The sequence below is a fragment of the Schlesneria sphaerica genome, from assembly GCF_044336245.1.
Taxonomy (GTDB): Bacteria; Planctomycetota; Planctomycetia; order Planctomycetales; family Planctomycetaceae; genus Schlesneria; species Schlesneria sphaerica.
In genome coordinates, this window is record NZ_CP172346.1 from 2,806,907 (window position 1) to 2,833,583 (window position 26,677).

The window sequence follows — 26,677 nt, forward strand, 5'->3', positions numbered from 1 at the left end:
ATCGCCTCGACAACCACATGGATCCTAGTGAGATGCGAAACTCAATCGGATCTCGGTGCGCCTCCCGATTTTATTACCAGCGATCCACTCGCAAGCGACTTCGCTCGCGAGTGAATCAATTCCTGATCTTGGTCCGCATTGCTCAGTCATTCAACGGTTGTGAACTTCTGAGATAGGCGAACAGGTTTCTCAGCTGCTCTTCACTCAAGTCCTTGAGCTGACCTTCGGGCATCAGCGACTTGCGAGACTTGTTCAGCTCGTCCAGTTCCGAGCGTTCGAGCGAAATCGTCTGGCCATCAGGACTGCGCAGTGTCACCGTTTGCGGATCCTGCTCGACCAGGAATCCAGTTACGACACGGCCATCCTTCAAGACTGCCACTTGCGTTTCAAAGCCTTCGCGAATCTCGGCACTCGGGTTCACGATGTGCAGCAGCATCTGTCGGATATCGTCCCGTTTGTACGTCGTCAGATCGGGACCGATCTTTCCACCGTCTGCATGCAATGTGTGACACTTGCCGCACATCTGCATGTAGATCTTCTTACCGGGATACGGATCACCCGCCCCCACCAGGACGGTCGCAAAGTGTTCCATCATCTGCTGCATTTCGGCACTCGTTGCCCCTTCGACACTGCCCCAGTGCTTCTCGATCAACTGAGCAACTCGATCATCGCGATGGACTGTCATGCGTCTGACAGTGTCCAGCGGCAACGACGCCGCAACGATATCTCCCCGATCGACGGCGTCCAGCAGACTCAACGCCCAGGCCTTGCGACTGACCAGAAGCGATTGAGCGACAGCCCGCACGTCTTCATTGAAGTTGCCGTATTGTTCAAGGACCGCCTGAGCAATTTCGGCATCACCATAGGCCTGTAGCGCGGTGAGGATGGCGGCCTTAAGTCCATCATCGGGAGTCGTCACGAGCGTTTTCAGTAGCACAGGGACGACCTTCGGGTACTTGATCTCACCGAACAGGTTGACGTACTCCGCTCGCTTTCCCGCCGGTGTTTTCTCGTCTTGAATCGCGACCAGCGCTTCTTCCGTGGCAGCCGAATCCCCCTGGCGAATTTTCAGCGACAGCGAACCTCCCCCGGCTGCGGAAAGTGCGGTCACCAGTTCCGCCGGAACGTTATTCAAGGATCGTCCCAGGAACGCTTCTTCAAATCCCTGCATCAGTCCTTTCGTCGTCTCTGCGTTCGGGGATGCCTTCAACAGCCGGGCACAAATCGCCAGGTCCGAACGCTGGCCCGTTGCTGCGAATCGTCGCATCAGCCGCGGAAGAATCTCTTTTTGAACCAGAGGCCGTGTCCAGAGGGCGCGATCTTCAAACAGCCGCAGCAAGGGCTCCTCGCCTGTCCTCTTCCCGGCGGCACGGCGTTCTATTTCCGCCAGATTTGTCTGCGGACTGATTGCGGTCAGAGCTGCGGGGGATGCAGGGTCGATGGTCGATTCTAAACCCCACCAGATCATCAGTGACTGTCGTGGATCCGCCAGATCCTCATCCCGCATCATCAGATTTTTCAGAATCGGAAGGGATTGCTCTGGTGGCAGTCGTTTGGCTGAAGCGGCCAACTGACATCGAACTTCGATGTCAGGCTCCGTCAAAGCGAGACTGGCAGCCCGAGCGGCCATATCCGAGGGGAGTCGCCGTTCATCGGCGAGCAATCGAATCGACCACAGCCGAACTTGTGGCTCGGGATGATCCAGCCCCTTGAGCGCCGTCGCTTCGTCCAGCCCTCCCGACAGATACAGTCCCCACAACAGTTCCAGCGCCAACTGCCCTTTCACGTCAAACAACTGCTTCTTCACAGCAGGAACGATCGCGGAATCACGCCGGTCGGCGAGCAGCCTGCGGGCCGTCTCCCGATGCCAACGATCCGGGCTGGCCAGGAGCTTCACCAGTTCCATCGAAGTCAGATTGGCGATCGACTTTTGCGGCAGCCCGGCAATCGGTTGCCCCGGCTTCGAAGACGACTTCGAACGAATCCGGTAGATCCGGCCATGTTCCCGATCCAGTCCCCCCTGGTAGTTCGCGGTATGAGCGAGTTGTCCATCGTACCAGTCTGCGACGTAGACCCCGCCGTCGGGACCATCTTTGACGTCGACTGGGCGGAACCAGGTATCCGAAGAATCAATGGCGTAGCCGATATCCTTCGTCTTAAACGTGGAGCCAACTCGCTCGACGTCACTCATCACCACATGGTTCAGAATCGCAGCCGCGCCGAACAGCTTACCCTGATAACGTGCGGGCAGACCAAAGGGGCCCCCACTCCCTTCATAGATAATGAACTCGTGAGTGAACCGGGGAACGTTGTGATGCTCCATGGCCGGGAAGTACCCGAATGAATAAGGATTCGACAGCGGGCCATGCTTCGAAAATCCCTTCTGTAGATAAGCCCCCTGCATGTAGTGGAAGCCACGGGTATTTCCGCCGTTGTGTCCCGAGAAAATGCGTCCTGCCGAATCAATTTCGAGTCCGAAGGCGTTTCCGCCCCCTTCCGAGAAGATTTCGTACGTGCGCGTGACGGGGTGATAGCGCCAGATGTTCTGTCCCAGCGAATGCACTGTCGGAACGGGTCGCTTCCCCTCGTCTTTCGTCGGCAAGCCAATCCGAACACTCCCCGAGACCGTACTCCCCTGGGCTCCATACAGCCATCCGTCCGGTCCCCAGCGCAGGCTGCTGACCACCGAATGAGTATCTTCGATGCCAAACCCTGAGAGATGCACTTCTGGATCACCATCAGGCACGTCGTCCCCGTCCTTGTCCGCGTAGAACAAAAGGTACGGAGGATTGAGCACCCACAGTCCGCCGCGTCCCTGCACAAACGCCGTGGCGATATTCAGGTCATCGACGAAGGTCACATGTTTATCGTAAACACCGTCACCGTCGGTATCCTCATGGATCGTGATCTTGTCCAGGCCCTTCTCGCCCTGCGGTGGTGGATCGGGGACCTTGTCATAGACCGCTCGCCACCACTGATCTTTACTCAACAGAGTCAGCCCCGCAGGCTCGGGATACTGCAGGTACTGCATCACCCACATTCGCCCCCGCTCGTCAAAATTCATGAAGAGCGGCTGCGCCACCTCGGGTTCGGCGAGGACCAGGTCGACCGCAAGATCTTCCGGGATCTTGAAGTGGTCCATCGATTCTTGAGGGGACAAGGCCGTCTGCTGAACTTCGCGTCGGATGACCGTCGCGAACCGATTGACTGCTGGTGCCGGCATCACTTTCGCAAAGGGCTCCAAAGTCGCAGGAGGCTGCTCCCCAGTTCCTGCGAGCTGGCTGGTTGGAATCGTCGCCCAGGCCAGGTCGTCACCCGTTCGGAACAGCCAGTTTCCTTCCAGGGAAATGGCTTCGTTTCCGGCAATCAGTTGAGGAGGCCCCGACTTGAATCCACCAGCCCCCCCTTCGTCGTAGACCCGGATGGCAATTGTGTTGATCTCGCCCGGCTTCAGTGTCTTCTCGGGAATCACGTATCGATGGATGTTGTCAACGCCATTCGTGTACTTGGGAGGAAGCCCGCCACTCACGCCGACCTTGACACCGTTCACAAAGCTTTCACAGGAATTATCGACGTTCTCAACAAGCAGAAACGCTCCTCGCCCTGCCCACGTTTCAGGGATCTTGACCTCGCAACGGAACCAGGCAAAGCCATCATAGCTCTCAAGTCCGGGCTGCTTTTCCCACAAACCGGGGACCGTAAACGGGACCCAAGGGGAGGGAACGTCTTCAGGTCCCTTCTGAGCCACACCGGCAGCCGCAAATTGATCGTCGGTCGGAACGGCGATATCCGCAGCCCAGCAGATGGCGTTCAGCAGCAACCGCTGAAAGGGAGGTTGACTAAAATCGCCTTTGTGGCCCAGCGAGGTGTAAAACGTGCGGCCTCCGTCCTGCCGCTTAAACGTCCAGGCGACGGGTTCCTGTTTCTCAAGCACTTCCACCCGGCCTCGTAGAAGCTCCATTGAGTCCTTCGGCAGGGGAGAATTCAGGTAGAGCGTTCCAGCGCTGGGAAATTCGTCGGTCGGTAGACCAGTCAGGATCGGATGCGTCACCCCCTCCGGAATCTGAATCAGGCTTTTGGACTCGTTCGCGGTATGCCCTTGATAGTTGCCACCGATCACTTCGCGATCAAATTCAGGCCAGGCCTCAAGCGGAACCTGAGAATCACTCGTATCGGCGACCCCGCTGCGGAGCGAAAACGCGTGACTGGCCGTGCGAATCCCGACGACCGGCTTACCGGCTGACACGTACTTCCGGATGAACTCCAATTGCGCTGGCGGCAGCGGCCGACGACGGACACTGACCAGCAGGACATCGGCATCTTCCACCTGATCGATGCCCGGTAGATCGAACTTGTTGAAGAAATCGTTGAAGACGAAGCTGACGCGAAAATCTTTCTGCAGATACTTGCCAGCGAATATCGGCAGAGTCTCTTCGGTCCGATACTCGTCTTCTGCGGAAAGAATCACGATGTGCGGCCGCTTGTCGGCCCCGAAGCGAAACGGGGGCTTGCCCAGAAAGTCGCTGCTGGTGATCGTGGGACACCAGTATTTCTCGATGTGCTCAACAACCAGATCCGTGCCGGAAAAGTGGCTGACGAAAGGCTTCATCGCCGGGTTGTACATGGTGTCCGTCATGTCCCGCATGAGCACCACGTTCATCCCCTGATAGACCATCTGCCGAATCGAAAAGGGACGCCCAAGCACACACATGTTGGTGTGTACCCCCATGACAATCACATTCTCGATTCCCCGGCTACGCATCAGGCGATAGGCCTCGTCGGAATCGGTGATCGCGTCGTCGGCGTGAATCTCGATGTCCGCAATCTGACGCGACCAGGCACGATAATTTTTGACGGGTTCTGCACAGTCGCATCCCCCGTCGCTGTCATCGATCGGTAGCGGGGCTTCTCGGGTCAAATCAATCTTGCACCACCGCTCAAGCGGCCGCTTAGTTTCCACCATCGGCGCGTCCTGAGCCCGCGTCCGCTGCGGCGTATCCTTGTAGAAGTCCATCGTGTCACTGGGACAGTGGATGATGAACACCCCCAGGGACCGGGCTGCCTGAATCACCTCATTCATGTGAGGTGCCATCTCCGCCACGCGCGTCGTGGACTCAGGACACCAATGCTGATCCCACATATCGCAGACGACAATGGCCGTCTTCCGGGGATTCCAGTCGGTCGGAGTGGTTACGGTATGCCAGCGTTTTAACTTGGGAGCGACTTCAACCCGATTCCGCAGGTTCAGCCGGATGGTGGTCGCCTCATCAGCCAGCGTCAGGCCGGCAACCCCTGCAAAACAGATCCACCCCACCAGGAATCGCAAAACGACACGCATGAGAATCTCCGGATACCTTCAACCAGAACATCAATGCAGTCTGATGGGAACATCATCGAAATACCAGCGAAAGACGATGCGCAGCGCCGTCGGTGGCTTCTATTTCCCGCAGAGGCCTCGCAACAATCGTGAATGGGAACAACAGATCAGACGTCAATTTCAGCGAGCGGCCGAGGCCCTCCAGGTAGCACCTGTAGACCGACGCGCCGGGCTATCGGGGTGCATAGCATCAGAGGCAGCCACCGCCCCCCTGATGGTCTGGATTAAGTTCTGTGAATGGAAGGCTCGGCCGCATCCCGGAATCCGCTGGCCAGCCGGGCCAGTCACACGAAACTTGCTTAAAGCCTGACCACTGCGGCACATGGGACTGGCCAACCGGCTGGCCAAATCTGGCCAGTTGGCCAGCCCGCCTCCCCCTGACCGCGTCGGCGGTCCCTGCCATTCATTCTGAACGCCCGCCCCCCCTCCGGCATTGCAGCGGCATCCCGCCGCAGTGTCTGATCCCTCCTCATGCCATTACACTTCCCGTCCACGCAGTAAACTCCGATTCCTGACTCACCTGTCCCTCACTTCCCTCGCGACATGCCGACGACTGCCGCCCCGTCACCATCGCTGCTGCTGTCGCCGTCCGCATCCGCCTCGAAATCGTCCTGATGCGAATTTAGTCTTGCTGCGGATCAAAAAACGTCGATTGGCCAGCAGCGCATGGACGGACGGCCCCCGCCCCCTCGCATCACCATCAGACCTATTCGGTGCGGGTTGTGCGGTCCGAACATCTCGTTCCGCTTTCCCCCTCTCCGGCAGCAGAATCACCATGGAAAGCAGTGTCAGCAACAAACAGCCGCATCGCGAGCCCAAACATCCAAACCTCTGGAATCAGACTCGCAGATCAACGAAGAGCGAACAACCTGTCTCGTGGAACAGCGGGACCGCCTGCACAACGCAACTTCGCCCCAATGTCTGCTCCGCACCAAACCGAGAACATGCGGTCTCCCCGCCCCCTGTGGGCTCCCCCGCTCCCGGGTCCACTCCCAGTTCGGCCCTCCTGTCGCGGAACGACAGGGCGACATCTGGCCAGATCAAACCCACTCCACCAAAGTAGTCCTGACGGTCCCTCGGCAGGATTACCGAATCGACAAAAACCCTTGTAACACCGCCGAACCTCAAGCCAAAGTACAGGCTGAAAATGAAAAGCGAGTCGTGACACTGGACAGTGCCCCCGTGTCCTACGCCCCACGGAATTGCTGTCTCGGTGCGCGAACCGGCAGTCCCCAAACCGAGAACATGTGGTGTCCCCCGCCCCCGGGTTGTGGTGCCCCCCACTCCCGGGTCCGCTCCCGGTTCGGCCATCCTGTCGCGGAACGACAGGGCTACATCGGGCCAGATCAAACCCACTCCACCAAAGTAGTCCTGACGGTCCCTCGGCAGGATTACCAAATCGACAAAAACCCTTGTAACACTGCCGAACCTCAATCCAAAGTACAGGCCGAAAAGGGGATAAATCCAATCAGGGGTTGACGCGAGCTTCCGCAGAAGACAGCTTCTCTGTCATGCCAAGAACTGCAACCCATGCACCCGGCGAACGGGGTATTTCTATCAGGGGACTGACAAGCCCTTTCCCATCGACGAGGACGAACACCGCTGTACGGTACTTCGTTACGTGGAACACAAGCTGGTGCGACCGACACTCGTTCAGCGAGCAGAGGACTGGAAATGGAGAAGCTTATGGCGCTGGCTGCATCTGCAGGGGCTCCAGGAAGAAGAGCAGCTGGAAAAGCCAATTCATTGCCCTTGGCCGATTGCGAGCCCTGCGGATTGCGTCATTCGCGTGAATCACATCTTGACGAAGAAAGAAGCGGAAGCGGTTGGGACGTCGCTTGTGCGAGGTCCGTTCGTCTCGAACTCCTGCCACGCGGCAATAGCCACACAACCCGGACTCGAATCGACCTTCCGTTCACGCAGCCACCCCAAGAAAACAAGACATGGCAAGAAAACTCCCATAATGGACTTCCCCCCTTTTCTGCTCGTCGACTCGTGTAGCCACTTCCGTATGTTTTGTCGACTGACTCCCAACTTGCATACCGGAGTATTAGGCTGATGCCATAACACGTCAAATCAAAGTCAACTGGATGGACCACGCATATATGAGCGACGACATGAATCCTGTGCAGAAAACTTTTCATGTGAAGTTTACGCAGATCGTCAATCATTACACGATTTATGAAGTCACCGCTGAAACCAGTGAAGAGGCCGAAGCGATTATCGAGGAATTCGGGATTAATCATGAATTGGTGCAAATTGTTGAGGAGTACGACGACACCAAAGTGTCATGTGTTGATGGCGTTTGGGAAGTCAAAACTCCTCTACCCACAAGTGCCGCCACTGCGAAAGCTGAAAACGCTACCACTCGTCTAATCGTCGCCGCAGAACTAGGCGATGAGTCGGGAGTACTAGCGGCGATTTCGGATGGAGCGAACATCAATTTCAAGGATCACACACGTGACAACTTAAGTCCATCACAACTCGCGATTATCAACGGTCATGACACCTGTGCTCTGCGTCTTTTTGAGTCCAACGCAAATATTTCTGGGGGAATCGGTGAGGATCTCTGGCAACTGGCCGTACTTCATGACCGCCCGATAGTTGCCAAGTCCCTGGAAAGCAATGGGGTTACCGCTGTCCCTGAAAAAGCGCTAGTACGAGCAGCTCATGAAGGAAACATGACGACAATTCAGCGACTTATCGCGACGGGAACATGCCTCAACGCTCGCGCTCCAGTCAGCTCATTTACTCGTGAAATGAGAACGGCTTTGACAGCATCTATCATTTCAGGGAACACGGATATTGCAATTCTTCTGATAGAAGCCGGCGCCGACCTCAACGCGATTGACGGTTCTAATGTGACTCCGTGGACTGCGGCCGCCGCAACAGACCAACTTGGCATTTGCTCCATTCTCACTGCAAATGGCGCAGTTGCCGATCTTCAATCTGCCTTGGTCATGGCAGCACACTTGGGAAATGCGTCAGCGATCAATTGGCTCATAGCTGACGGGGCTGATCCGAACGGACGATGTCAATGGAATTACTGTGATATGTCTCCGCTGGAGGCTGCTTGCAAGAGCCCTGTTATTCGAAAAGCTGACAGTGCAGACAATATCGAAGAGACGCGGATCGACGTGATGCGACTACTTCTTGATTTGGGTGCCGATCCGAATGACAAAGAAGCTTATCTGCCTCTGTTGATCCATGCTGCAGGCAATAATATGGACGATGCGGTTGAATTGCTGTGCGAGTTTGGAGCCGATGTTAATGCCGGCGACCGCCAAGGCAAGACTGCGTTGCATGACGCATGCAGCAACGAGCGACTTACCTGCTTAAAAATACTCCTGAAGAATGGTGCCGACCCTAACAAACGCGATGAAAAGGGTGTGGTCCCTTTAATGGATCTGTTCTGCGGGTTCATCGAATGTCCAAATGCACTTGTGGCGAAATGGCTCATCGCCTTTGGGGCTGACCCAACCGCAACCAGCAAGTCAGGAAAGACGGTTCGTCAGTATGCACGAAGGAAGATACGCCAAGGGGGTGACGAGGCTACCATAAGCGAAATCATCGAACTGCTCGACGATGTGGAATCCCTCAAGGAGTACAGTGGAATCATGTCACGGCAACCTGAATCGGCGAACGATTGCTTTGCTCGAGCAAATTGCTGCGTGAATTGGCTGAAGGACTTGAGCATGACCGTCGACGAGTTAGTGGCTGCCATGAGCATGGAACCGAACTGTGTTACGAGAGTCCTCAATGCTCTGGAAAGCGAATCCTGGCACTTGAGATACTGCGCTGTATGGGCGCTCGGCAGCAGCGAAGCCACTGCCGAAGTCATCGTTCCAGCTATTGTCCATCGACTGGAGGACTCGGACCCCGACGTCGCTAACGCGGCCGTTACCACGTTGACAAACATTGGAATCAATCAAAAGGCAGATCTGGTAGTCGATATGCTCCGACAACGAACTGTTTCTCACGGTCCCGTCGAAGGCGACACTGCCTTTCAGCTTGCGAGGCTTCACGCGGCAATTGCGCGGATCGAATGCAACAGAGACAACCTCGAAACCGCTATTTCTGAATTTGAAACGGCCGTGCAGCTCAATCCAAGCCTTCAAACCGGATACTGGATGGAGCTTTCAGATTTACGCACACAAGCAGGTGACAGCTCGCTCGAAGAGGCAATCGCTTATTATCAGAGTGGGCAGCTTGCGGCCAATCGAGAAGATTTTGAAGAGGCTCAGGAGAACTATCGCAATGCAATCACTACGGCACCCGGCTTCGCTTGGGGCTTCAACAATCTTGCATGGCTCCTTGCCACATGCCCTGACCGCAATTTCCGTGATGGCAATACCGCCGTGTCACTCGCTAAGGAAGCAAACAGGATCACCAGCAATCGATATTTTGCGATTCTCGATACACTTGCCGCAGCATATGCTGAGAATGGCGAATTCGAGAAAGCAAGCGTCGTAGCTGAACGAGCGGCGCAACTGGCTCCGGATGCTAAAAAGTCAATTTATGGTTTATATCTCAAAAGGTATTTAGCAGGCCTGACAGGGTGCGAATATTTTCGGGAAAATGAATGAGGGGCGGATTCCAAAATCGTAGGCCTCAGACAGCGAGTTCGGGCGTGCCGCAGGGTGGCCCAACCGCCTGTTCAGGGCGGTTGGGTCGCGAAGCGACATGATGTGATACCATGAATGTTCCTTTTTTTTGGATCACCGCATGCAGTTTTCCTCTGTCCACCATGTTTGAAAGACGCGTTTACGACACTTAGAAGCAGATTCACTTTGTGACGTTCTCGCGCGACAAGGGGCGCAAGCACCTACCGCATGATCAAGCGAAGAAAATCGTCATTGGCACCATGGGGAGTCGACTGGCACAGCATCAGGGGCTTCGCCTGAGATTTGTGATCATGCCAGATCACGTCCTTGCTCTCATCTGGTTCCCGGAAACATGGCAATTGAGTCCGTTCATGAACAAGTGGAAGGAACTGACTTTGAAATCATTGAAAGCCGTCTTGCCCCAGCGTTTCCAGAGCGACTGGTCCCGGATTGACTCCACCGAACCCATCGGGCAGGCACGCGACTACGGATTCAACATTGGGTCGCGGGCCAAGGTGGAAGAAAAAACTGGACTACAGGCACAGGAATCCCGTGCGGGCCGGGTTGGTGGAACAAGCCAGGGACTGGCCGGGGAGTTCGGCTCGCTGGTACTTTGAACAGAAATCTGCGGGTTTACCGATTCGGTGGCGGGCTGGCTTGGAAGCTGATGATGAATTCACCACGGATCTTTAATGGCCAGCCGACGATATTGCATCTTGTGCCTCCGGCGAAAGCTTGGCGAGTGCGGTCGCGTCAGAACCAAGCCTCCAAGGCAAAACGGCCATCCGATGGCCATGCCTGCGAGCGAAAAAAGCAGCCAGCCACATAGTTTGAAACCGTTTGCGATCATTAAACTTGTCTCGATTCGTGGTTCTGAACGCTGTCGCATCGGTCTATCGAACCTTGACACGGCAGGTTCCGTCGCGTCAGCGAGAATGTTCCTTCCAAGCATACGTTCCTCATGAATCCGCTTATCGCCGGATTTCAGGGCCAGTCTACTTCGTCAAGCGCCGCATCAATCTGCTCCTGGATCACGTTGTAATCGAGATTTGAGGAATCGGCCCGTTGATTGAAAAGGACTGCCCAGACGACGCCGTCGGTCCGTTGCACAAAGCAGGTGTGGGTGCCTGGCAAACTTCCAAAAAAAAGATGCGACTTCGATTCGTTCGGTCCGCGGGGTCGGCCATCGATCCAATATTGATTGAGGAACTTGACAAGGTCTGGTGCCGAAGCCAGCAACCCACCGTGAGAATCCATTGATTCAATGCAAAAGCCGCCGTAAGGCAGCGGAACCCGTTCTGTCCGATCCGCCGCAAAGACGCTCGGTGCTTTGCCCGGATCGTAGTAGATCGGCTCATCTTTCTCACGAAACTCTGCAAGGGTCGACGCAACGCGCACGGTCGGAGCGTTTAACGGGAGCATGACATGTTCGCGCAGGTAGTCGACATACTTCATGCCGCTCACCTTTTCAATAATGCGTCCGAGAACGCAATAGCCAAAATTTGAATAATGCGTCTGCGTTCCTGGAGTAAAATCCAATGGGCGGCCAATCATCCAGCGCACAATATCGTCCGGGCGGGCTGGCGGCGGAACGGACAAGTCTTTCGAAACTTCGAGAGAATTGAACATGGGATCGCCTGACTTGTCACGGTCAAAGCCTCCCTGGTGCTCGAGCAGGTGCTGGATCGTGATGTCACGAAAACGTGCATCGACTCCACTATCAGCGAGAATCCCCTTGCCAAGGTATCCAAATGCAGAATCGCTTCGATGAAGCTTCCCCTCCTGCTCTAACTTGTAGATACAGGCTGCCGTCATTGGCTTGGTGAGACTGGCGATACGGAATGAAGCGTCAGGTGAAAGCGTATGCCGGCGAGCGTCATCGCTCCAGCCATAGCCGCGTGAGAAGGGGATGCCCCCATTCCTGCTCACTGAAAGCGTTCCCGCCGGTATCGAGCGGTCTCGCATGAACGAGAGCATAATCCGGTCGAGGGGTGAAAGTTGAGGGATCCTCCGGCCTGAAACCGGATGGTTCGTCGCCGGCCTCGTTTTTGGCATCCGATCTTTGATAAAGATCGCCGCGTATCTCAATGTCCCGTCTTCGAGATAACCTGAAATGCAGGTAGGTCGGAAGTCGTCCGCGACTGCGGTATCAAAGAATTTTTGGTAATCGTCTGAACTCAGGCCATGCCGTGCAATGAATGAAGTTTGATCCTTGATCATGACTAAGGTAAATCGAGTGCCATCCTTCGTCGGATATGCGCTGGCACTGACGGGACGCATCTCCTTCTGCAGATCAAAGATCTCTTGATAGTCAGTCGCGCTAAGATTGTGTCGTGCGATCCACGAAGTGGCCTGCACTGGTTGAACCTCGACTGGTTGAAAGAGGGCAGAGAACTCAACTTCCCCCACCGGTGTCGTCAAGCCTTGAACGTGAACGGGCATGAAATTGTTTTTCACACTTTCGTCGAACACGTCCTGATAATCTGCCGCAGGAATCCCATGACGGGCACGCCACGCGATCAACGGCCTCTGATCCTTAACCCAGATACCGGTGAAGCAAACTCGTACTCCGTCTCGGTAGCCGCTCACGCATGCCAGACGATATTGCTGGCGCGTGAATCGATCAAACGCTTGCTGAAACGCCTTCGCATCGAGAGCATGGCTCAGCTTCCACTCCCGGCCATCCTTAACAGCAATCGCCGCAAATTGGGCTGAATCTCCGGCATCAAACCCTTGAACAAACTCCGGCCGCATACCCGCCTTGGAAGCGTCGCTGATAAACTTCAGGAGCTGTTGCGAATCAACGCCGTGCGTCGCCCTCCATTCATTTCCAATCGCGCGTCCAGGGAGTGCGAGAGAAATTCCACCAATGATCAAGAACATCATATGGCATTTGAGAATGCCGCGAGCGCTCAATTGTTTCATTTATTCACCGATGAAGTGATCGGACGTCATGTTCAGCAACGCGTTCCCGATCAACAGCCGCGGCCCGCCTCATTCCCTTGAGACTGGGATTCTCCGGTGCGAGCAGGAATGGAGCCAAAAATTGCGGACCCCCGGGACGGACGCCCCTGGGCTCGCCTCGGACCTCAGGTCGCAGCTTTGGCTGCTGCGTAAGTCGCGGTTTTGACGATCGAAGTCGCAGACAAGAGTAGAGCACTCCCATGAGGCTGAGGGAAGCAATTTCTGATAGAGGCCTTCTTGAAATCCGGCAGGCAGATTTTTCCAAGACGATCGAAAAGCAAGGTGTCGAGACTCACGGTGACTCTGCTTTGAACGCGTGCCTGTGAACTCGGAAAAAAGCCGAGCGCAACTGCACCATGCGGCCATTCGAGCGACCGAGCGATCACTGACAGGGGGGATCCGCTTTGACGAGATTCAGGGCCACATCGATTGACTCAAGTTCACTACGAACAACGGCACCACCGTCGGACTCTGCGTGAGCCGCTCACAATGATGCAAATCTCTACGCATGCGCATCAGATCCTCGCTCGATCGCCGTTGCGCACAACTCTTCCAGCATGCCAGCTCACCAGCAGCGCGAGATCAAACAATCAGCGAGATCGGCAGAAATCTCACACATGGAAGAACATGAAACACTTCTACTTCGTTTCCTGCCGAGTAGTATTGACGGTCGCTCCATCCCGTGCGTCCCCCCGTGCGTGCTCACCTCATCAATATAGAAAAGCCGCCCGGTAAGAGCGGCTTCTTGTTTGTTCTGGCAGCTTCTGATTTCAGACGGTAGCAGCGCGCCGTCGTCGGACCGCTCTCACAGCGAATCCTAATCCGCCGAGGCCCGCAAGCGCAAATGTAGAAGGCTCGGGAACGGAATTGATGTCTAATTGATTGATCGCGAAATCGTTCGTTCCATAGGAAGTCGAAGCGGGAACGCTGATCTCGATTGATGCGATTTCTCCGGTGGAACTTCGAATACCGATGAAATTAGCCGAATTATCCGCTTTATTGTTCATCACAAGATCTTTGAAAACGTGCTCGAACAAGAGCGAATTATCAGCGCGGTAGGCTCGGATCGTCGCATCGAACAGATAGTCAGACGATGTCACGACATTGACGCCAATTTGAGCCCCCACTCCGTATACGGGAGTAGCGAAGGCGATCGTCAGCGGACTGCTATCAATCCCGAACTGTGGTCCATTGTAAAGCAGTGCGTCGCCAGGAGCGAAGTTTCCCCCCCAAGGTCCACCCGGAGTCTGCACATCGGCGTAGATCACGCCCGAAGGCTTCGAAAGTGTCGCCGTAGAACCGCTGTTTGACGTCACATCATAAGGTAGTGTAATCGGACTGCTGAAATCGACTGGCCCCAACTGGCTCCAATCCACAAAATCATTAGCGCCCAGATCTGAGCGGTTGGTCACTTCGATGACGGCGGCCTGCGCCGTGCTCACCAGAATACCGATAGCTGCCAGTGTTAGAAACGACCGAATCAAACCACTTACCATAGTTAACTCCCGCATTCATTGTGAAGGTTGAACAAGACTCGCAGCGGGCGATCACAGTTTACGGGCAGGCAGTGGGCGCACTGCGACAGCATAAAATTGCGATTTTAAGAAGCTGGGAATTTCGAAATCGCGGCCTGACAGAGACGAAGCAATCTCGCCCGGCCTCCTGTCCATGAACGGTTACTAGCCTGACCCCGCTCAGTACATCGCAAGTGATGCTGCAAAAAGTCGACTTCGATGATCTCCCCGGCGAAAAGAGATGCGGGCTCGTATCTCGACGCTGAGATGCTAGACCCGACCTCTCATCTTTCCACAACAAAATCAAAATCATTTCTGAACTTGAAGTGCTCGGCCTGAGCTAAGTTCAAATGACTTTCAGACCACAATTCACGGAACGGTCACATTGACATTCAAGAATGTTCATTCGGGAAGAACTCCAGAGACAGCGGACGACCTCGTCGTTGCGTGAGCTCTCGGACGGTGTGACAACCAAACCGCGAGCCGAATCAGGCGGCGGGAACGAGAAGGCTTCGTCCGAGAGCAGCGGTGGCTCTCTTAGAGAAACTGGTCGTTACAGAAACTCCAGCAATTCCCGGAGTGAGGCTGTCTTGATCCTGATTTGGTGTCGATTTCGGCAGTGGCGCAGACGCATACGTGGAGCAATATTCGGCATTAGAGACTGACACAAATGGCATCCGAGCTTCCATCGGCCGGTTTTCAATCAACCACTCAGCCGCGCTTCCTCTGCTGCCGGTGCTGCTTCTGGTAAATACTGTGACTGCGCCGCTCCTGCTGCCTGCGTTCTCGGGCGGCATGGCTGTCCGAGCAAGCCTCCTCATAGACCAATTCGCGCCGAAGCTTCAGGAAGCTGTCGTAACGGGCCTGCTCCAGATGTCCCTCAGCCAGCGCCTGCAGCACGGCGCACCGCGGCTCGTGGACGTGGGAGCAGTCGTTGAAGAAACAGCCCTCGGCGAGCCGGGCGATGTCGTTGAAGGCGGCGCCCACATTGGAACCCTCGGCCCATAGTTGAAGCTCGCGGATGCCGGGGCTGTCGATCAGCAAGCCGCCCGAGGGTAGCATCACCAACTCGCGCCGCGTCGTCGTGTGCCGGCCGCGGTCGTCGTCGGTACGCACGGGAGTGACCTCCTGGCGGTCGAGGCCGAGAAGCCGGTTCAGCAGTGTGGACTTACCGACGCCGGACGAGCCGAGCATGGCCGCTGTTTGTCCGCAGCTCAGGTACGGCGCCAAGGCGTCGAGGCCTTCGCCCGTCATGGCGCTGACAGCGTGGATCAGTAAGTCTCCCAGCCGTGCGCGGAGTTCCGCGACTGCGGCGGCTACCGAATCGCACAGGTCGCTCTTGGTCAGCAGCAGGACGGGTTGGCACCCAGGCAAGGCGGCCGCGGCGAGGAACCGCTCAAGACGGCTCGGGTTGAGGTCGAGGTTGAGAGAGGTGACCAGGAATAAGACGTCAAGGTTGGCAGCGAGCAGTTGCTCGTCGCCGGACTCGCCAGCGGACTTACGCGAGAGCTTGTTAGTTCGCTCGAGTACGGCCTCGATCACGGTAGGGCCGCCGTCTGCCGAGATGCGTAGCGCAACCCAGTCACCCACGGCGGGAAAGTCGGCCCGTGTGAGGGCGAGATGGCGGAGACGACCACTGACGGCAGCGACGCCCTCACCGAGCAGCCCGTGGCAGTGGTATAGCCCCCGATGTTCGACGCTGACGCGGCCGGGTAAACACCCCGCCTCCGCGTGGTGCGTAAAGCGCCTGGACCAGTCCTCGTTCCAGCCCCAACGATTCAATATTTCCAAGCGTACTCCCCGCGACAGAACATTTCGGTCCACCATGAGGACAGTGACGGCCGGCGACGGGTTCGCGCGTTTCGCGAAGCTGGGTCGATCGGCGACTAGACGCCTGTGTCAACAGAATATGCTGTGTCCGCTGTGTCCCATTGTGTTTCCCCGACACGGCCAAGAGGGCGGCCAAAGAAAAAGACCTGCCTCCTTTTTTTCTCAACACGTCATTCAATACTTAATCTGTGACTTCGACCTTCGATTGTTCAGCCTGTTCTCGAGCTACTAATCGAAAGTAGTTTTGAAGTTGGTCGTTGGGACCATCACCGAAGCTGCTGCTAGTCCAGCGCGCATCGATGACGTTAAACTTCACCGGTCCCGGTTGCAACGACAACTCTTTGAGTTGCTTTGGATCCGCCGTAAAATCGATAAATATCCGACTTTGATATTCCTCAAATGTCGAACCACTAACGCGCCCCCCCCCAGCGTCGTACAATTCACGGAGATCATCCCACGAACGCGGCCATTCACCTTCATGTTCGCGCATGTAACGGATAACCATATCGACGGCGCCCCATTTGGCATAAGCATCGTCTTCGAAGTATAGTAACTCCAAACTCACTATTATAATAGCGTAGCCAACAATGAAGACAGCAACTGAACACGCAACCGTCAACAGAAGATATTTTGATTGCACCTTGATAAATCGCATCTCCACAGTCCCTCGATTACTTGCTTCTTCGTGAGGCAGTTCTCGTTTCGTTGAACATTATTACGGCTCTGCATCCATTGATTCTCACGTCACGGAAGTCGAAGCCGCAGTGATCGTGAGTGATTATCCCCGCATTCCGACGGAGGCATGCCGAACAGTATTGGGACACAGCATATGCAATAAGGAAGACGTGCTGCGAGAGCGAGTGGCTCGGCCTGCGATTGAAGGAATTGGCATCCTCACGCCGAATATTGTGCGGCGGATAGTGGATTTAGCCGCTTTTCCTTCATCACGTTGACGTTTTGCCTGAGCTCCTTCTTCCAGGTGATCCACATCACTTGGGAGAGCGGAACGACCTGCCGAAACGGATGGCGTCGATTCCTCCTTCGCGCGTTTATTGCGGCAAATGGGCACCACGGCGAATCGCGATCTCCGTGGCAGTGGCTTCCAGCCGCTGACCGTAGGTGCGCGATCCGGCTCCTGTCTACCTGACCACCCACCGGCTGGAAGCCGGTGCCACGTTTTTCGGGTGTTCCGCGTTGAGGGGAAATCGATGGAATTTTGTGCACATCTACAGGCCGCTGCCAATTCCGCTCTGTTGATGTCGTCCCGCCCGTGATTCGCCGGTCCAAACCGATTGAAGACGTCGCGCGGACAATCGTGAACGATCGTTCAAAGCCGAACTTCCGGCATTTTCGGGTGTCTGATAGAATCTGCCGTGGAAGATACGGAAAGTGTTTCCGCTGAAGTGTTCATCCCCCAGAGAAAATCGCGATCGAGCGAGATACAAATCATGCGCAATGAGTCGGAAATTCCGCTTGCTGACAATCCTTTTTCGATTCCAGTCGCAGATCGACTGAAACGATTGCCGCCCTACCTGTTCGGCAAGATCAACAAACTGAAATACCAGCAGCGGGTCGCCGGCGTCGATGTCATCGATCTCGGCATGGGTAACCCCACCGATGCTCCGGATCAGCAAATCACAGACAAGATGCAGGAAGCCCTGCTCGACCCCAAAAACCACCGTTATTCGGTTGCCAACGGGATCGCCAGTCTCCGGCGTGAAGTCGCGAAACGATACGACCGAAAGTACGGCGTCAAACTGAATGGCGACGACGAAGTCATCGCCTGCCTGGGTTCGAAAGAAGCCTTCAGCCACATGTGTCTGGCACTGATGGGCCCGGGCGATACGGCCATCGTCCCCGCTCCCACGTTCCCGATTCACGCCTACTCGGTCATGCTGGCGTCCGGCAATGTCATCGCCCTGGACGTCCGCGATCCCTCAGAATTCCTGAAAAACATCGCCTACACCTGCGAGCATCTGTATCCCAAGCCGAAGCTCGTCGTGGCGAACTTCCCGCATAACCCCTCGGGCACCTGCATCGAGCAAGACTTCTTTGACGAACTGGTCGTGCTGGCCAAAAAGTACAAGTTCCTCGTCATCAGCGACTTCGCGTATGCCGATGTCTGCTACGACGGTTACAAAGCCCCCAGCTTCCTGGCCTCACCCGGCGCGATTGATGTCGGTGTCGAGATGACCACGATGAGCAAAGGCTTCAGCATGGCGGGCTGGCGTATCGGATTCTGTTCCGGTAACCGCGAGATGGTCCGTGCTCTGGCCACGATCAAAGGGTACTACGACTACGGGATTTTCCAGGCCATTCAGATCGCTGCAATCATCGCCATGCGAAACTGCGAACCTGCGGTCGATGCCATCGCCAAGGAATACCAGATTCGCCGTGACGCCCTGGTCGACGGATTGACCCGCATCGGCTGGGAAGTGGAAAAGCCCAAAGCGGGAATGTTCGTCTGGGCCAAGATCCCCGAACCGTGGGCACAGATGGGCTCCATCGATTTCTCAATGAAACTGCTCAAAGAAGGGGGCGTTGCTGTCAGTCCCGGGCGTGGATTCGGTGAAGAAGGAGAAGGCTACCTTCGTCTGGCCATCGTCGAAAACAGTCAGCGGCTGCGACAAGCCGTCCGCCAGATTCAGGCGTGCCTGAAAACCGAAGCAGCTCCGGCCGCCTGATGGACAGTCAAAGATCAGGACGTCTGGTGATTCCGCGCAGTCGAAGGCTGACGCTGGACGTCCTTCGTCTTCACAAGCAAGCGGCAACGTGTGCTCATGACCGACGATTTCGGTTGAGCCGCGTTGCCGAGCTGCGGTCCCGGCTTCCCATGCGCATTTCCTGGGCCCTGATCTTCATCAAGGCCTTTGCCATCGTTGCAGCCAGGCGTCCGGTACTGCGGCAGAGCTACCAATCGTGGCCCTGGCCGCATCTCTATCAGCACGCGCAGAACGTGGCGATGCTGGCCACTCATCGCGTCTACCGCGATGAACCGTGGGTCTTCTGGTCCCGCTTCGTCGAGCCCGAGACGCAACCCCTGACGAAGCTGCAGGCAAGTCTCGATCGTTTTCTCACCGAACCGCCCAACAAGGTGTTTCGCCAGCAATGGCAGCTCAGCGGACTGCCGACCCCCTTCAGACGGTTTTTGTGGTGGTGGACACTGAACGTGGCTGCGAAAAAGCGTGCCAGGCGAGCGGGAACATTCTTCCTGACAACGCTGGCGGGGAAGGGTGTCGAAATCCAGGATCCACCCGCCTTCCTGACCAGTAATCTCACGTATGGTCCGATGGACGACCAGCAGGAATGCCGCGTGACTCTATCTTACGACCATCGCCTGATGGACGGTTCCTTCGTGGCTGACTGCCTGATCGAACTGGAAGAGGTGATGAATCAACAGATCGCCGCGGAACTCGCGTCGATCTTGTCGGCATCCCAGTAACTGCATGAAGCCAAGGAGACACGAATGAAGGAACTTCGCGGCCGGACGGCGCTGATCACAGGGGCTTCACGCGGGATCGGAATGCTTGTCGCCAAGGAGCTTGCCCGGGAAGGGATGAATCTCGCTCTGGCAGCACGCTCGGCGGATAAGCTTGAACAACTGGCCACGGAACTGCGTTCTCTGGGAATCAAAGTCGTCCCCGTGGAAACGGACGTGGCGAAGGAAGACGATCTGCGGCGGCTGGTCGAGACCACGATGTCTGAACTGGGTTCCATCGATGTGCTGGTGAACAATGCAGGGATCGAAGCCTTTCAGCCGTTTCAGGTGATCGATCCGCAGGACATTACCCAGACCATTCAGACGAATCTGACTGCATCCCTGCTTCTGACCCGGTTCGTGTTGCCGCACATGCTGAAAAACGGCCGAGGCCACATTGTGAACATGGCGAGTACCGCCGGGAAATTTGGTCCGGCTTTCGGGGCTGCTTACGGCGCATCGAAGGCGGGGCTGATTGCCTTCACGCAGTCGCTGCGGGGTGAACTCTACAAGACGGGGGTCAGTGCGAGTGCCATCTGCCCCGGCTTCGCCGACAATGGGGGTATCTATGAAGTGATCAAGGACCGGACGGGGAAACGGATTCCCTGGTACGTCGGATCGACCTCTGCCGAGAAGGTCGCCAGGGTCGTCGTCAGAGCGATCAGGAATGACCGTCCCGACATGATTGTCAATTTCCCGGCGCTTCGCCCGGTCTTCACACTGAATCAGGCACTGCCAAGCCTGGGTGAATGGATCGTCAGAGTCACCACGCGCCGCTTCCTGAAACAGGCCGCCACCCGCGGCTGAGCCCTCCCCGCGGGTGCTCTCCGCACCAGTAGCCGAACAGATTCGCCGGAATGCAATCAAGCGTCACGGCGTGACTGCACTCCGGTGCCATCGGGCGATTGACCGGATGAACCTTCAGAATTGCACGGCAAGAGCGGCGGCGAACGGACAGGCTACTCTTTCTTCACCGCCTGCTTCTGCGACAAGAGGTAGGTGACCAGTGCCCGCAGGTCGGCTTCGTTCAACTGCTCAGCGAAGTTGGACGGCATGGGGGACAGGTTGGAAAGCCGGACCTCATCGATTTCTTCGGTGGGAATGCGGACTTCTTTCCCCTGATTGTCACCCAGGACGAGCGTGTTTCCTTCCTCACGCAGCTTGAGACCCGTCACCACCAGACCGTCGTTCTTAACGACAACACTTGCCCGGAAGGCGGCGTCCACGTTTCGATTCGGATCTAGAACATCCTCCAGAAGTCGTTCCAGCCCACGGTGCCCGACACCATCCAGTTGCGGCCCGACCTTACCCCCTTCGTCACTAATCCGATGGCAGGCGAAACAGGACTTCTTGAACACGGCCCGACCGGCATCGGGTGTGGCATCAGCATTGTCGAAGTTCGCGGCAAACTGAGCGATCAACTGTTTCAGGCGGTCGTCGGGGTCGGGCAGGCCCTCAGTCAACTCCTCAATTTTTGCGTCGAGGTCAGGGATTGCCAGGCTTGTCAGTCGATCCAGCAACGGCTTGTCCTGCAGCAGTCGCGCCGACGCCCGTCCCGTCGAAATCAACGTGAAGAGCGATTCAGCTCCTTCCGGAGTCCCCGCCAGCGACAGTGCAATCGGCTGCTGGAGGGGTGCCGGAGCGGACCTGAGGGCGACACCCAGTGCCTCACGCGTGGCTGCTGTGTTGACCGATCCCAGCAATTGTGCCGCGTAGGTTCTCAGGCCGGCGGGTTCGAGAGAGCTCTGCACGAGTTCTGACAAAGCAGTCACGGCAGATTCCCGGCTCAGATTCAGTCCCGCTTGTGCGGCCGCCATCCGCACGGGGACATCCACATGCGCATCGGCGAGCAGCGCCAGAATTGGCTTCGCCAGCTTGTCGAGCTGAAGCTGATTGGCCACCTGCACCGCAGTGACCAGCGTCACGTCCGCGAACGAAAAATTGGGAACAGGCGACGCGACCACGGGGGGTGAAAACCGACCCGCGGCGACCCAGGCATAGGCCGTCCCTGAATCCCCGTCAACAATTTCCAGAACCCCCTGCTGACCGGACCATTGCTTGAGATCCCAGGAATATTCATGAGCCACGTCATTCCGGGGTGGTACTTCTCTGGCAATCGTCTCTCCCGATTCCACAAGCTTCAGACGTAGCTGATTGACTCCTTTCGACGCCGACCCCGGAAATCCGTTATGTCCACACATCCAGAACGTCAGGCGCTCTGGAATCGCAAATGGTGCAGAGCGAAGGATTCCTGTCAGCGTTTCTCCGTTGGCGATACTGTCGAAGAAGTAGGCATCCACGTTGCCATCGGTCGAACCACGCTGTCGAACACCCCAGGGACTGGCCGTGGCTGCTGATGCCAGTGGAAAGTTCTCCCACGGAGCCGACCGGGGACGATCAGGGCTCAGCAGTTTCATCGCCAGAGATTCGCCCCATTTCCCTAATGCAGTGTCGCGTGACAATTTCGCTCCGCGCTGGGTCACCCCACTGAAAAGAGACTGAAAGAGGGCTGCCTGGCGGGGAATGTCGCCCGGGAACTTCTGTTGAATATATGCCGCCACTTCATCCAGACGCTTGGTGCTGACATACCGAGCTACGTGTGCAAGACTGCGTTCGACAACCGGCTGTGGTAGTTCATGCTTCTGCACATAATCAAATGTGAACCACGCCGCGGATTCACTGGGGACAGCCAGCGCGATTTCGGCGACGCTGGCGAGTTCCTCACGTGTCAGCTTCTGTTCCGTTAACTGGTCGACCGCCTCGGTCGGTCGTAACTGGTTTCGCAAGGCGATCCGCGCGGCGTGAATCAGTTGCACATCTTCTGATGGCGTGGATCTCCACAAGTGAACCAGTGGCTGGAAATTTTCCGCCTGAGGATGCCGACCCAGGGCTTCTGCGGCAGCACGTCGGACGAAGGGGTCGGAATCACCCAGCAGAGTCCGAACAATTTGCCCTTCGTGATGACTCCAGTTCTCTTTCTCTGCCAGCGCCTTGGCCAGATGAATCCGGACCACGGCGGCCTCATCACGCGCAAACCGATCAATCATCGCTTCGTCCACTTTCATACTGCGCGACAACAGCCAGAGGGTCTGAACACGCTCATCAGCCAAACTGGCCTTTTGCCGTTCGTCTGAGGGGGGCGTCTGCTTTAAGCGCTCGCGCGCCTTCGAAATTCCTGACTGAGGAAATCGCTGTTCCAGTTGTTGCGCCGCGAAAACGCGGTTCACCAGATTTTCGTCTGAAAGATGTTTCACCAGATCGTCTTCACTCATTGTGACGAAATTCGGTACAGCAGGCGGAGTCAACTTCTTTCCCCCAGCCTGGTTACCGGTGTAGACAACCCGCCAGATACGCCCGCGATGTCGATCTCGCAACGGATGCTTCAGATCGACTTCGTAGTGCCCGATGATCGAGTTATAGAAGTCACAGATATAGAGGGCTCCGTCCGGTCCAAGCTGCAAGTCGACCGGATGAAACCACCAGTCTTCGCTCGTCAGAAAATCCTGAGGTTTCTCAATCCAGGGTGACGATCCACGCCACTGAGGATAGTCCACATGAACAATGTTCGTGACGACGTTGCCGACGAACATGGCCCCCTGATACTCACGAGGAAAATGCGAAGACGAGTAGCTGACGATCCCGGCTATGCCGGTTGATCCATGATCATCCGATGTCGCGAGAGGCGCGAATCCAAGGCCATCGTGGGGTTTGCCGAAACTGTCGTAATAGCCGCCTCGCAGCAGCAGTGTAATCGGCTTCGAATGACAGTCGGCCGTGAAGAAGTCACCGCGGTTGTCAAAGCACATTCCGAAGGGGTTCACCTGTCCCCAGGTAATCTGTTCAATGGCTGAACCATCGGGACGAAAGCGGTAAGTGTTCCCCGAATTCATTTCGAGAACGACGGGCCCTTCGCCTCGCAGTTTGATTTTTGAGGAATTGCGAAATCCGTGACAAGCGTAGATCCACCCATCCAGTCCCAGACGAAATGAGTTCTGGTTGCCGTGGGTATCCGCAAAATCAAAGGGCCCGTAAAGAATCTCCTGCTGGTCTGCCTTTCCGTCACCGTCGGTGTCGGTCAGTTTCCAGATGTTCGGGATCGACCAGACGATGACCTCGCGCCCATTAGGCATGGGCAGAACACCAATCGGGATGTTCAGTTTGTCGGCGAATCGGGTGATCTTTGTCGCTTTGCCGTCGGCTCCAATGCCGTCCAGAATAGTCACACCATCGCGTGCGGCAGCGGGATCGGTTGCGGCGAAGGGGTACTCGATGGAATGAGTCACCCACAGTCGGCCCTGGGCATCAAACGCCAGATTCATCGGCTTTTGAATATCCGGCTCGGAAGCGACAAGCTGGATTTCGAAACCGGGGGGGAGCTTGAATTTTTTTGCTTCCTCGGCTGGCGACAGTGGCTCTGTCGTCGCGACGGGAGGTCCCGCGAGGAGTCGTCCTGCCCAAATGAGGCAGAGTGTGACAACGAGGATCACGCGAGCTTGCTTCGGGATCACATTCAGCATGGTGTGTCAGTCCGCCAAATTGATACTTAATGGTTAGGGATTCACCTGCGAGACAACCTCAGCGTGGATCCCACGCACCTGCCGCCCGGACTGTACCGGTGACCACGTCAGGCAGCGAGGGATTCATGAGGGGCGGCGCAATTTCTATCAACTCTTGCCAGAAAGGGGGAGCTACCCGAAATTCCAGGGGTCGAAATTGTCGTCTTTCGCGACGCCCCCATCGATCCTGCTTTAAGGTCGAGGACGAGCCTGCAGGAACCGTCCCACGCGGAAAATCCACCACCCCTGCGGGTCGGAACCCCAGAGTCATTCCCGTTTTCTGGGCGAAAGCGTGCCTGATTCAGCGTTCTGACAGTCGACGATCCATTGCGTTGGTATTTCAGGAGTTCACTGAATCAGTACGCCCGGCGCTGAAGTCCCTCTTCCCGTGACGAACGGGGGTCGATACAAAGTGAGGCGACCAGGACGGCGCCACAGCGACAGGATGACCGATTGGGCCGAAGTCGATCGCCAGAACCTGTGCTCACAGGCCAGCACCAGCGCCGCGATGCACTCGCTCGATCTCGGACAATGTATTGGGGCCGCTTGCGGAATCGAGCTCACATGACCGCTACCAACCTCGCGACCAGACTGAACGCCACGAAGGTGACCGCGATTCAACGGGGCCAATGCGTCCTGGGGGTCGACCCGGGCCTCAATCGAACGGGCTACGCGATTCTGGAGCGTTCTACGTGCGACCCCATTCTACGCGAGGGGGGCGTCATTCAGTCGACGAAAGACCTTTCGCTCGCCGAGCGGGTGCTGGAACTGGGACAGTCTCTGCGAGAAGTGATTGCCGAATACAAACCTCAAGTCCTGGCAATCGAACAGGTCTTCTCGACGCCTCAATTCCCGAAGACGGCCATCCTGATGGCCCATGCCCGGGGGGCTCTTCTCTTCGCGGCCGCCGAAGCAGGGATCCCCGTCATTCACTATTCGGCGACCCAGATCAAGCGGCTGCTGACGGGTAGCGGGAAAGCCTCGAAAGATCAGATTCAGCACGCCATTCGCAATGAATTGCGTCTCGAGAAGATCCTCGAACCCAACGATGTTGCCGACGCATTTGCTGTCGCACTGTGTCACTATCACAGTTGTCGGAACATCATCTCCAACTGACGAGCGTTCCAGCGCTCAACGCAGGAGTCGAGCGTTGCCGAAGTAGACGCGGTCGCCGATGTCTGTGACTGCCTCACCTTCGCTGCCGAACCCCACGAAGATTTCGAGTTCGACCACGCCGGTCACGTCGAGATCCAGCTTTTGCGGTTCCGGACGCTGGCCCGCCAGGGGCCCCTCGGCAACCCGGGTCTTTGCGGAACCATTAAAGATGACCCGTTCATCGGCTTTCACGATGACGCTGGCATCTCCCTGCTGGATCTCATCACCAATCCCCATGGCAGCCTGGAACTTGCGGTACTCGCCGCCGAGACGGAAGCGAAGCTGCGTCTGCGAATGAATGGCCAGCCCTTTGCGGTATTCGACCTTGCCCAGGAACATCGGCTTTCCCTCGAAGGCCCGATCCTTCTTATATTCCCAGACAATCACCCCGGGATAATTGAAATAAGGGGTGTATTTCACGCTGCGAGGATCCAGGTCCGACAGGTAAGTGATCTTGCTCTGACTGAAATCCAGCGTCGAAAGTTGCTCGGGAGCGACTTCCAGATCAGGCCCCGTGACCAGTCGAACACGCCACTTCTTCCCGTTCCATTCGACCTGCCTGGCGGACAGTCGGTCCCCTGTCACCAGCTCCAGTCGGGCCGTCGCCTTCTTCGAGGTCGAGTCCCGCTTGGAATAGATTAACCCAAAGGCACGCTCACGCTTCACCGACAGGTCGTCGCCATCCAGTTGAAACTGAAGCGTCGTGTCATTGAGCGATCCAATGATGCCATCGAGATGATCGAGCACATCCCCTTTGCGAATCGCGAGGAGATCCTTTTTCACACTGCGTTCCAGCAGTTGATTCCATTCCTGATCGACCTTGGGATCAGCAGGCGCGAACCGGACACTCGAAACGGCGGTGAGCGGCATTTGAATGTCACCCAGGACAGCGTGACCGACCGTGACGGTGTTTCCCGCCGAAATGAATGAGGAAACGCCCAGTTGGGATTCATCGGTCAGTTTGAGGATGAATTTCCCGTCAGTCGCAGGGTTCGCCACAGGCTGCGAAGACCGGATCGTCAGCAATTCAGAAACAGGAACCACAACAGCTCCCTCGGTCGACTTGATCACGACTTCATTAGCAGTGAGTGATTCGATCGTCCCTTTCACCTGCTTTTCGGACAGCGTCACGACCTCGACAGCCGGTGTCTGATTCATCGCAAGGCAAATGAGGATGACGCCATAATGCATAGTGAGTG

Annotated in this window: 13 protein-coding genes; 6 read left to right on the forward strand and 7 right to left on the reverse strand. The window is 56.5% G+C overall.

All coding sequences use genetic code 11. The features are described from left to right. Nucleotides 1–142: 142 nt before the first annotated feature. Nucleotides 143–5,338: a PVC-type heme-binding CxxCH protein gene (locus ACGY09_RS10215; protein ID WP_397571463.1), complete on the reverse strand. Its 5,196-nt coding sequence runs from the start codon at nucleotides 5,336–5,338 to the stop codon at nucleotides 143–145. 2,144 nt (nucleotides 5,339–7,482) lie between these two features. On the opposite strand from ACGY09_RS10215, the gene ACGY09_RS10220 reads away from it, so the two are divergent. Then, nucleotides 7,483–9,963 carry an ankyrin repeat domain-containing protein gene (locus ACGY09_RS10220; RefSeq protein ID WP_397571464.1) on the forward strand — a complete coding sequence of 827 codons (2,481 nt, stop codon included), beginning with the start codon at nucleotides 7,483–7,485 and terminating at the stop codon, nucleotides 9,961–9,963. Between the two features lie 206 nt (nucleotides 9,964–10,169). Continuing rightward, nucleotides 10,170–10,598: a hypothetical protein gene (locus ACGY09_RS10225; protein WP_397571465.1), complete on the forward strand. Its 429-nt coding sequence runs from the start codon at nucleotides 10,170–10,172 to the stop codon at nucleotides 10,596–10,598. Nucleotides 10,599–10,965: 367 nt separating this feature from the next. Here the strand turns inward: ACGY09_RS10225 and ACGY09_RS10230 are convergent, their stop codons facing one another. The 4 genes from ACGY09_RS10230 to ACGY09_RS10245 form a co-directional block, all read right to left on the reverse strand. Then, nucleotides 10,966–12,906: a serine hydrolase gene (locus ACGY09_RS10230; protein WP_397571466.1), complete on the reverse strand. Its 1,941-nt coding sequence runs from the start codon at nucleotides 12,904–12,906 to the stop codon at nucleotides 10,966–10,968. 809 nt (nucleotides 12,907–13,715) lie between these two features. Then, a complete protein-coding gene (locus tag ACGY09_RS10235; RefSeq protein WP_397571467.1) occupies nucleotides 13,716–14,441 on the reverse strand; it encodes a PEP-CTERM sorting domain-containing protein in 726 nt (241 codons plus the stop codon). A 729-nt stretch (nucleotides 14,442–15,170) separates the two neighbouring features. Then, nucleotides 15,171–16,250 carry a ribosome small subunit-dependent GTPase A gene (gene rsgA, locus ACGY09_RS10240; protein ID WP_397571468.1) on the reverse strand — a complete coding sequence of 360 codons (1,080 nt, stop codon included), beginning with the start codon at nucleotides 16,248–16,250 and terminating at the stop codon, nucleotides 15,171–15,173. Nucleotides 16,251–16,470: 220 nt separating this feature from the next. After that, a complete protein-coding gene (locus ACGY09_RS10245) occupies nucleotides 16,471–16,944 on the reverse strand; it encodes a hypothetical protein (protein ID WP_397571469.1) in 474 nt (157 codons plus the stop codon). 793 nt (nucleotides 16,945–17,737) lie between these two features. On the opposite strand from ACGY09_RS10245, the gene ACGY09_RS10250 reads away from it, so the two are divergent. The 3 genes from ACGY09_RS10250 to ACGY09_RS10260 are packed head-to-tail and all read left to right on the forward strand — an operon-like array spanning nucleotide 17,738 to nucleotide 20,574. Continuing rightward, a complete protein-coding gene (locus ACGY09_RS10250) occupies nucleotides 17,738–18,973 on the forward strand; it encodes an aminotransferase class I/II-fold pyridoxal phosphate-dependent enzyme (protein WP_397571470.1) in 1,236 nt (411 codons plus the stop codon). 26 nt (nucleotides 18,974–18,999) lie between these two features. Then, nucleotides 19,000–19,731 carry a hypothetical protein gene (locus ACGY09_RS10255; protein WP_397571471.1) on the forward strand — a complete coding sequence of 244 codons (732 nt, stop codon included), beginning with the start codon at nucleotides 19,000–19,002 and terminating at the stop codon, nucleotides 19,729–19,731. A gap of 24 nt (nucleotides 19,732–19,755) precedes the next feature. Then, the gene (locus ACGY09_RS10260; protein ID WP_397571472.1) at nucleotides 19,756–20,574 is read left to right on the forward strand and encodes an SDR family NAD(P)-dependent oxidoreductase; all 819 of its coding nucleotides are present in this window, start codon (nucleotides 19,756–19,758) and stop codon (nucleotides 20,572–20,574) included. A gap of 152 nt (nucleotides 20,575–20,726) precedes the next feature. Here the strand turns inward: ACGY09_RS10260 and ACGY09_RS10265 are convergent, their stop codons facing one another. Further along, complete coding sequence (locus tag ACGY09_RS10265; RefSeq protein ID WP_397571473.1) at nucleotides 20,727–24,284, reverse strand: PVC-type heme-binding CxxCH protein; 3,558 nt, start codon at nucleotides 24,282–24,284, stop codon at nucleotides 20,727–20,729. 603 nt (nucleotides 24,285–24,887) lie between these two features. Between ACGY09_RS10265 and ruvC the strand changes: the two genes are divergently transcribed. Further along, nucleotides 24,888–25,439 (forward strand): crossover junction endodeoxyribonuclease RuvC, encoded by a 552-nt coding sequence (gene ruvC, locus ACGY09_RS10270; protein ID WP_373650358.1) that lies wholly within the window; start codon nucleotides 24,888–24,890, stop codon nucleotides 25,437–25,439. 15 nt (nucleotides 25,440–25,454) lie between these two features. Here the strand turns inward: ruvC and ACGY09_RS10275 are convergent, their stop codons facing one another. Further along, a complete protein-coding gene (locus ACGY09_RS10275; protein ID WP_397571474.1) occupies nucleotides 25,455–26,669 on the reverse strand; it encodes an NPCBM/NEW2 domain-containing protein in 1,215 nt (404 codons plus the stop codon). Nucleotides 26,670–26,677 lie beyond the last annotated feature (8 nt).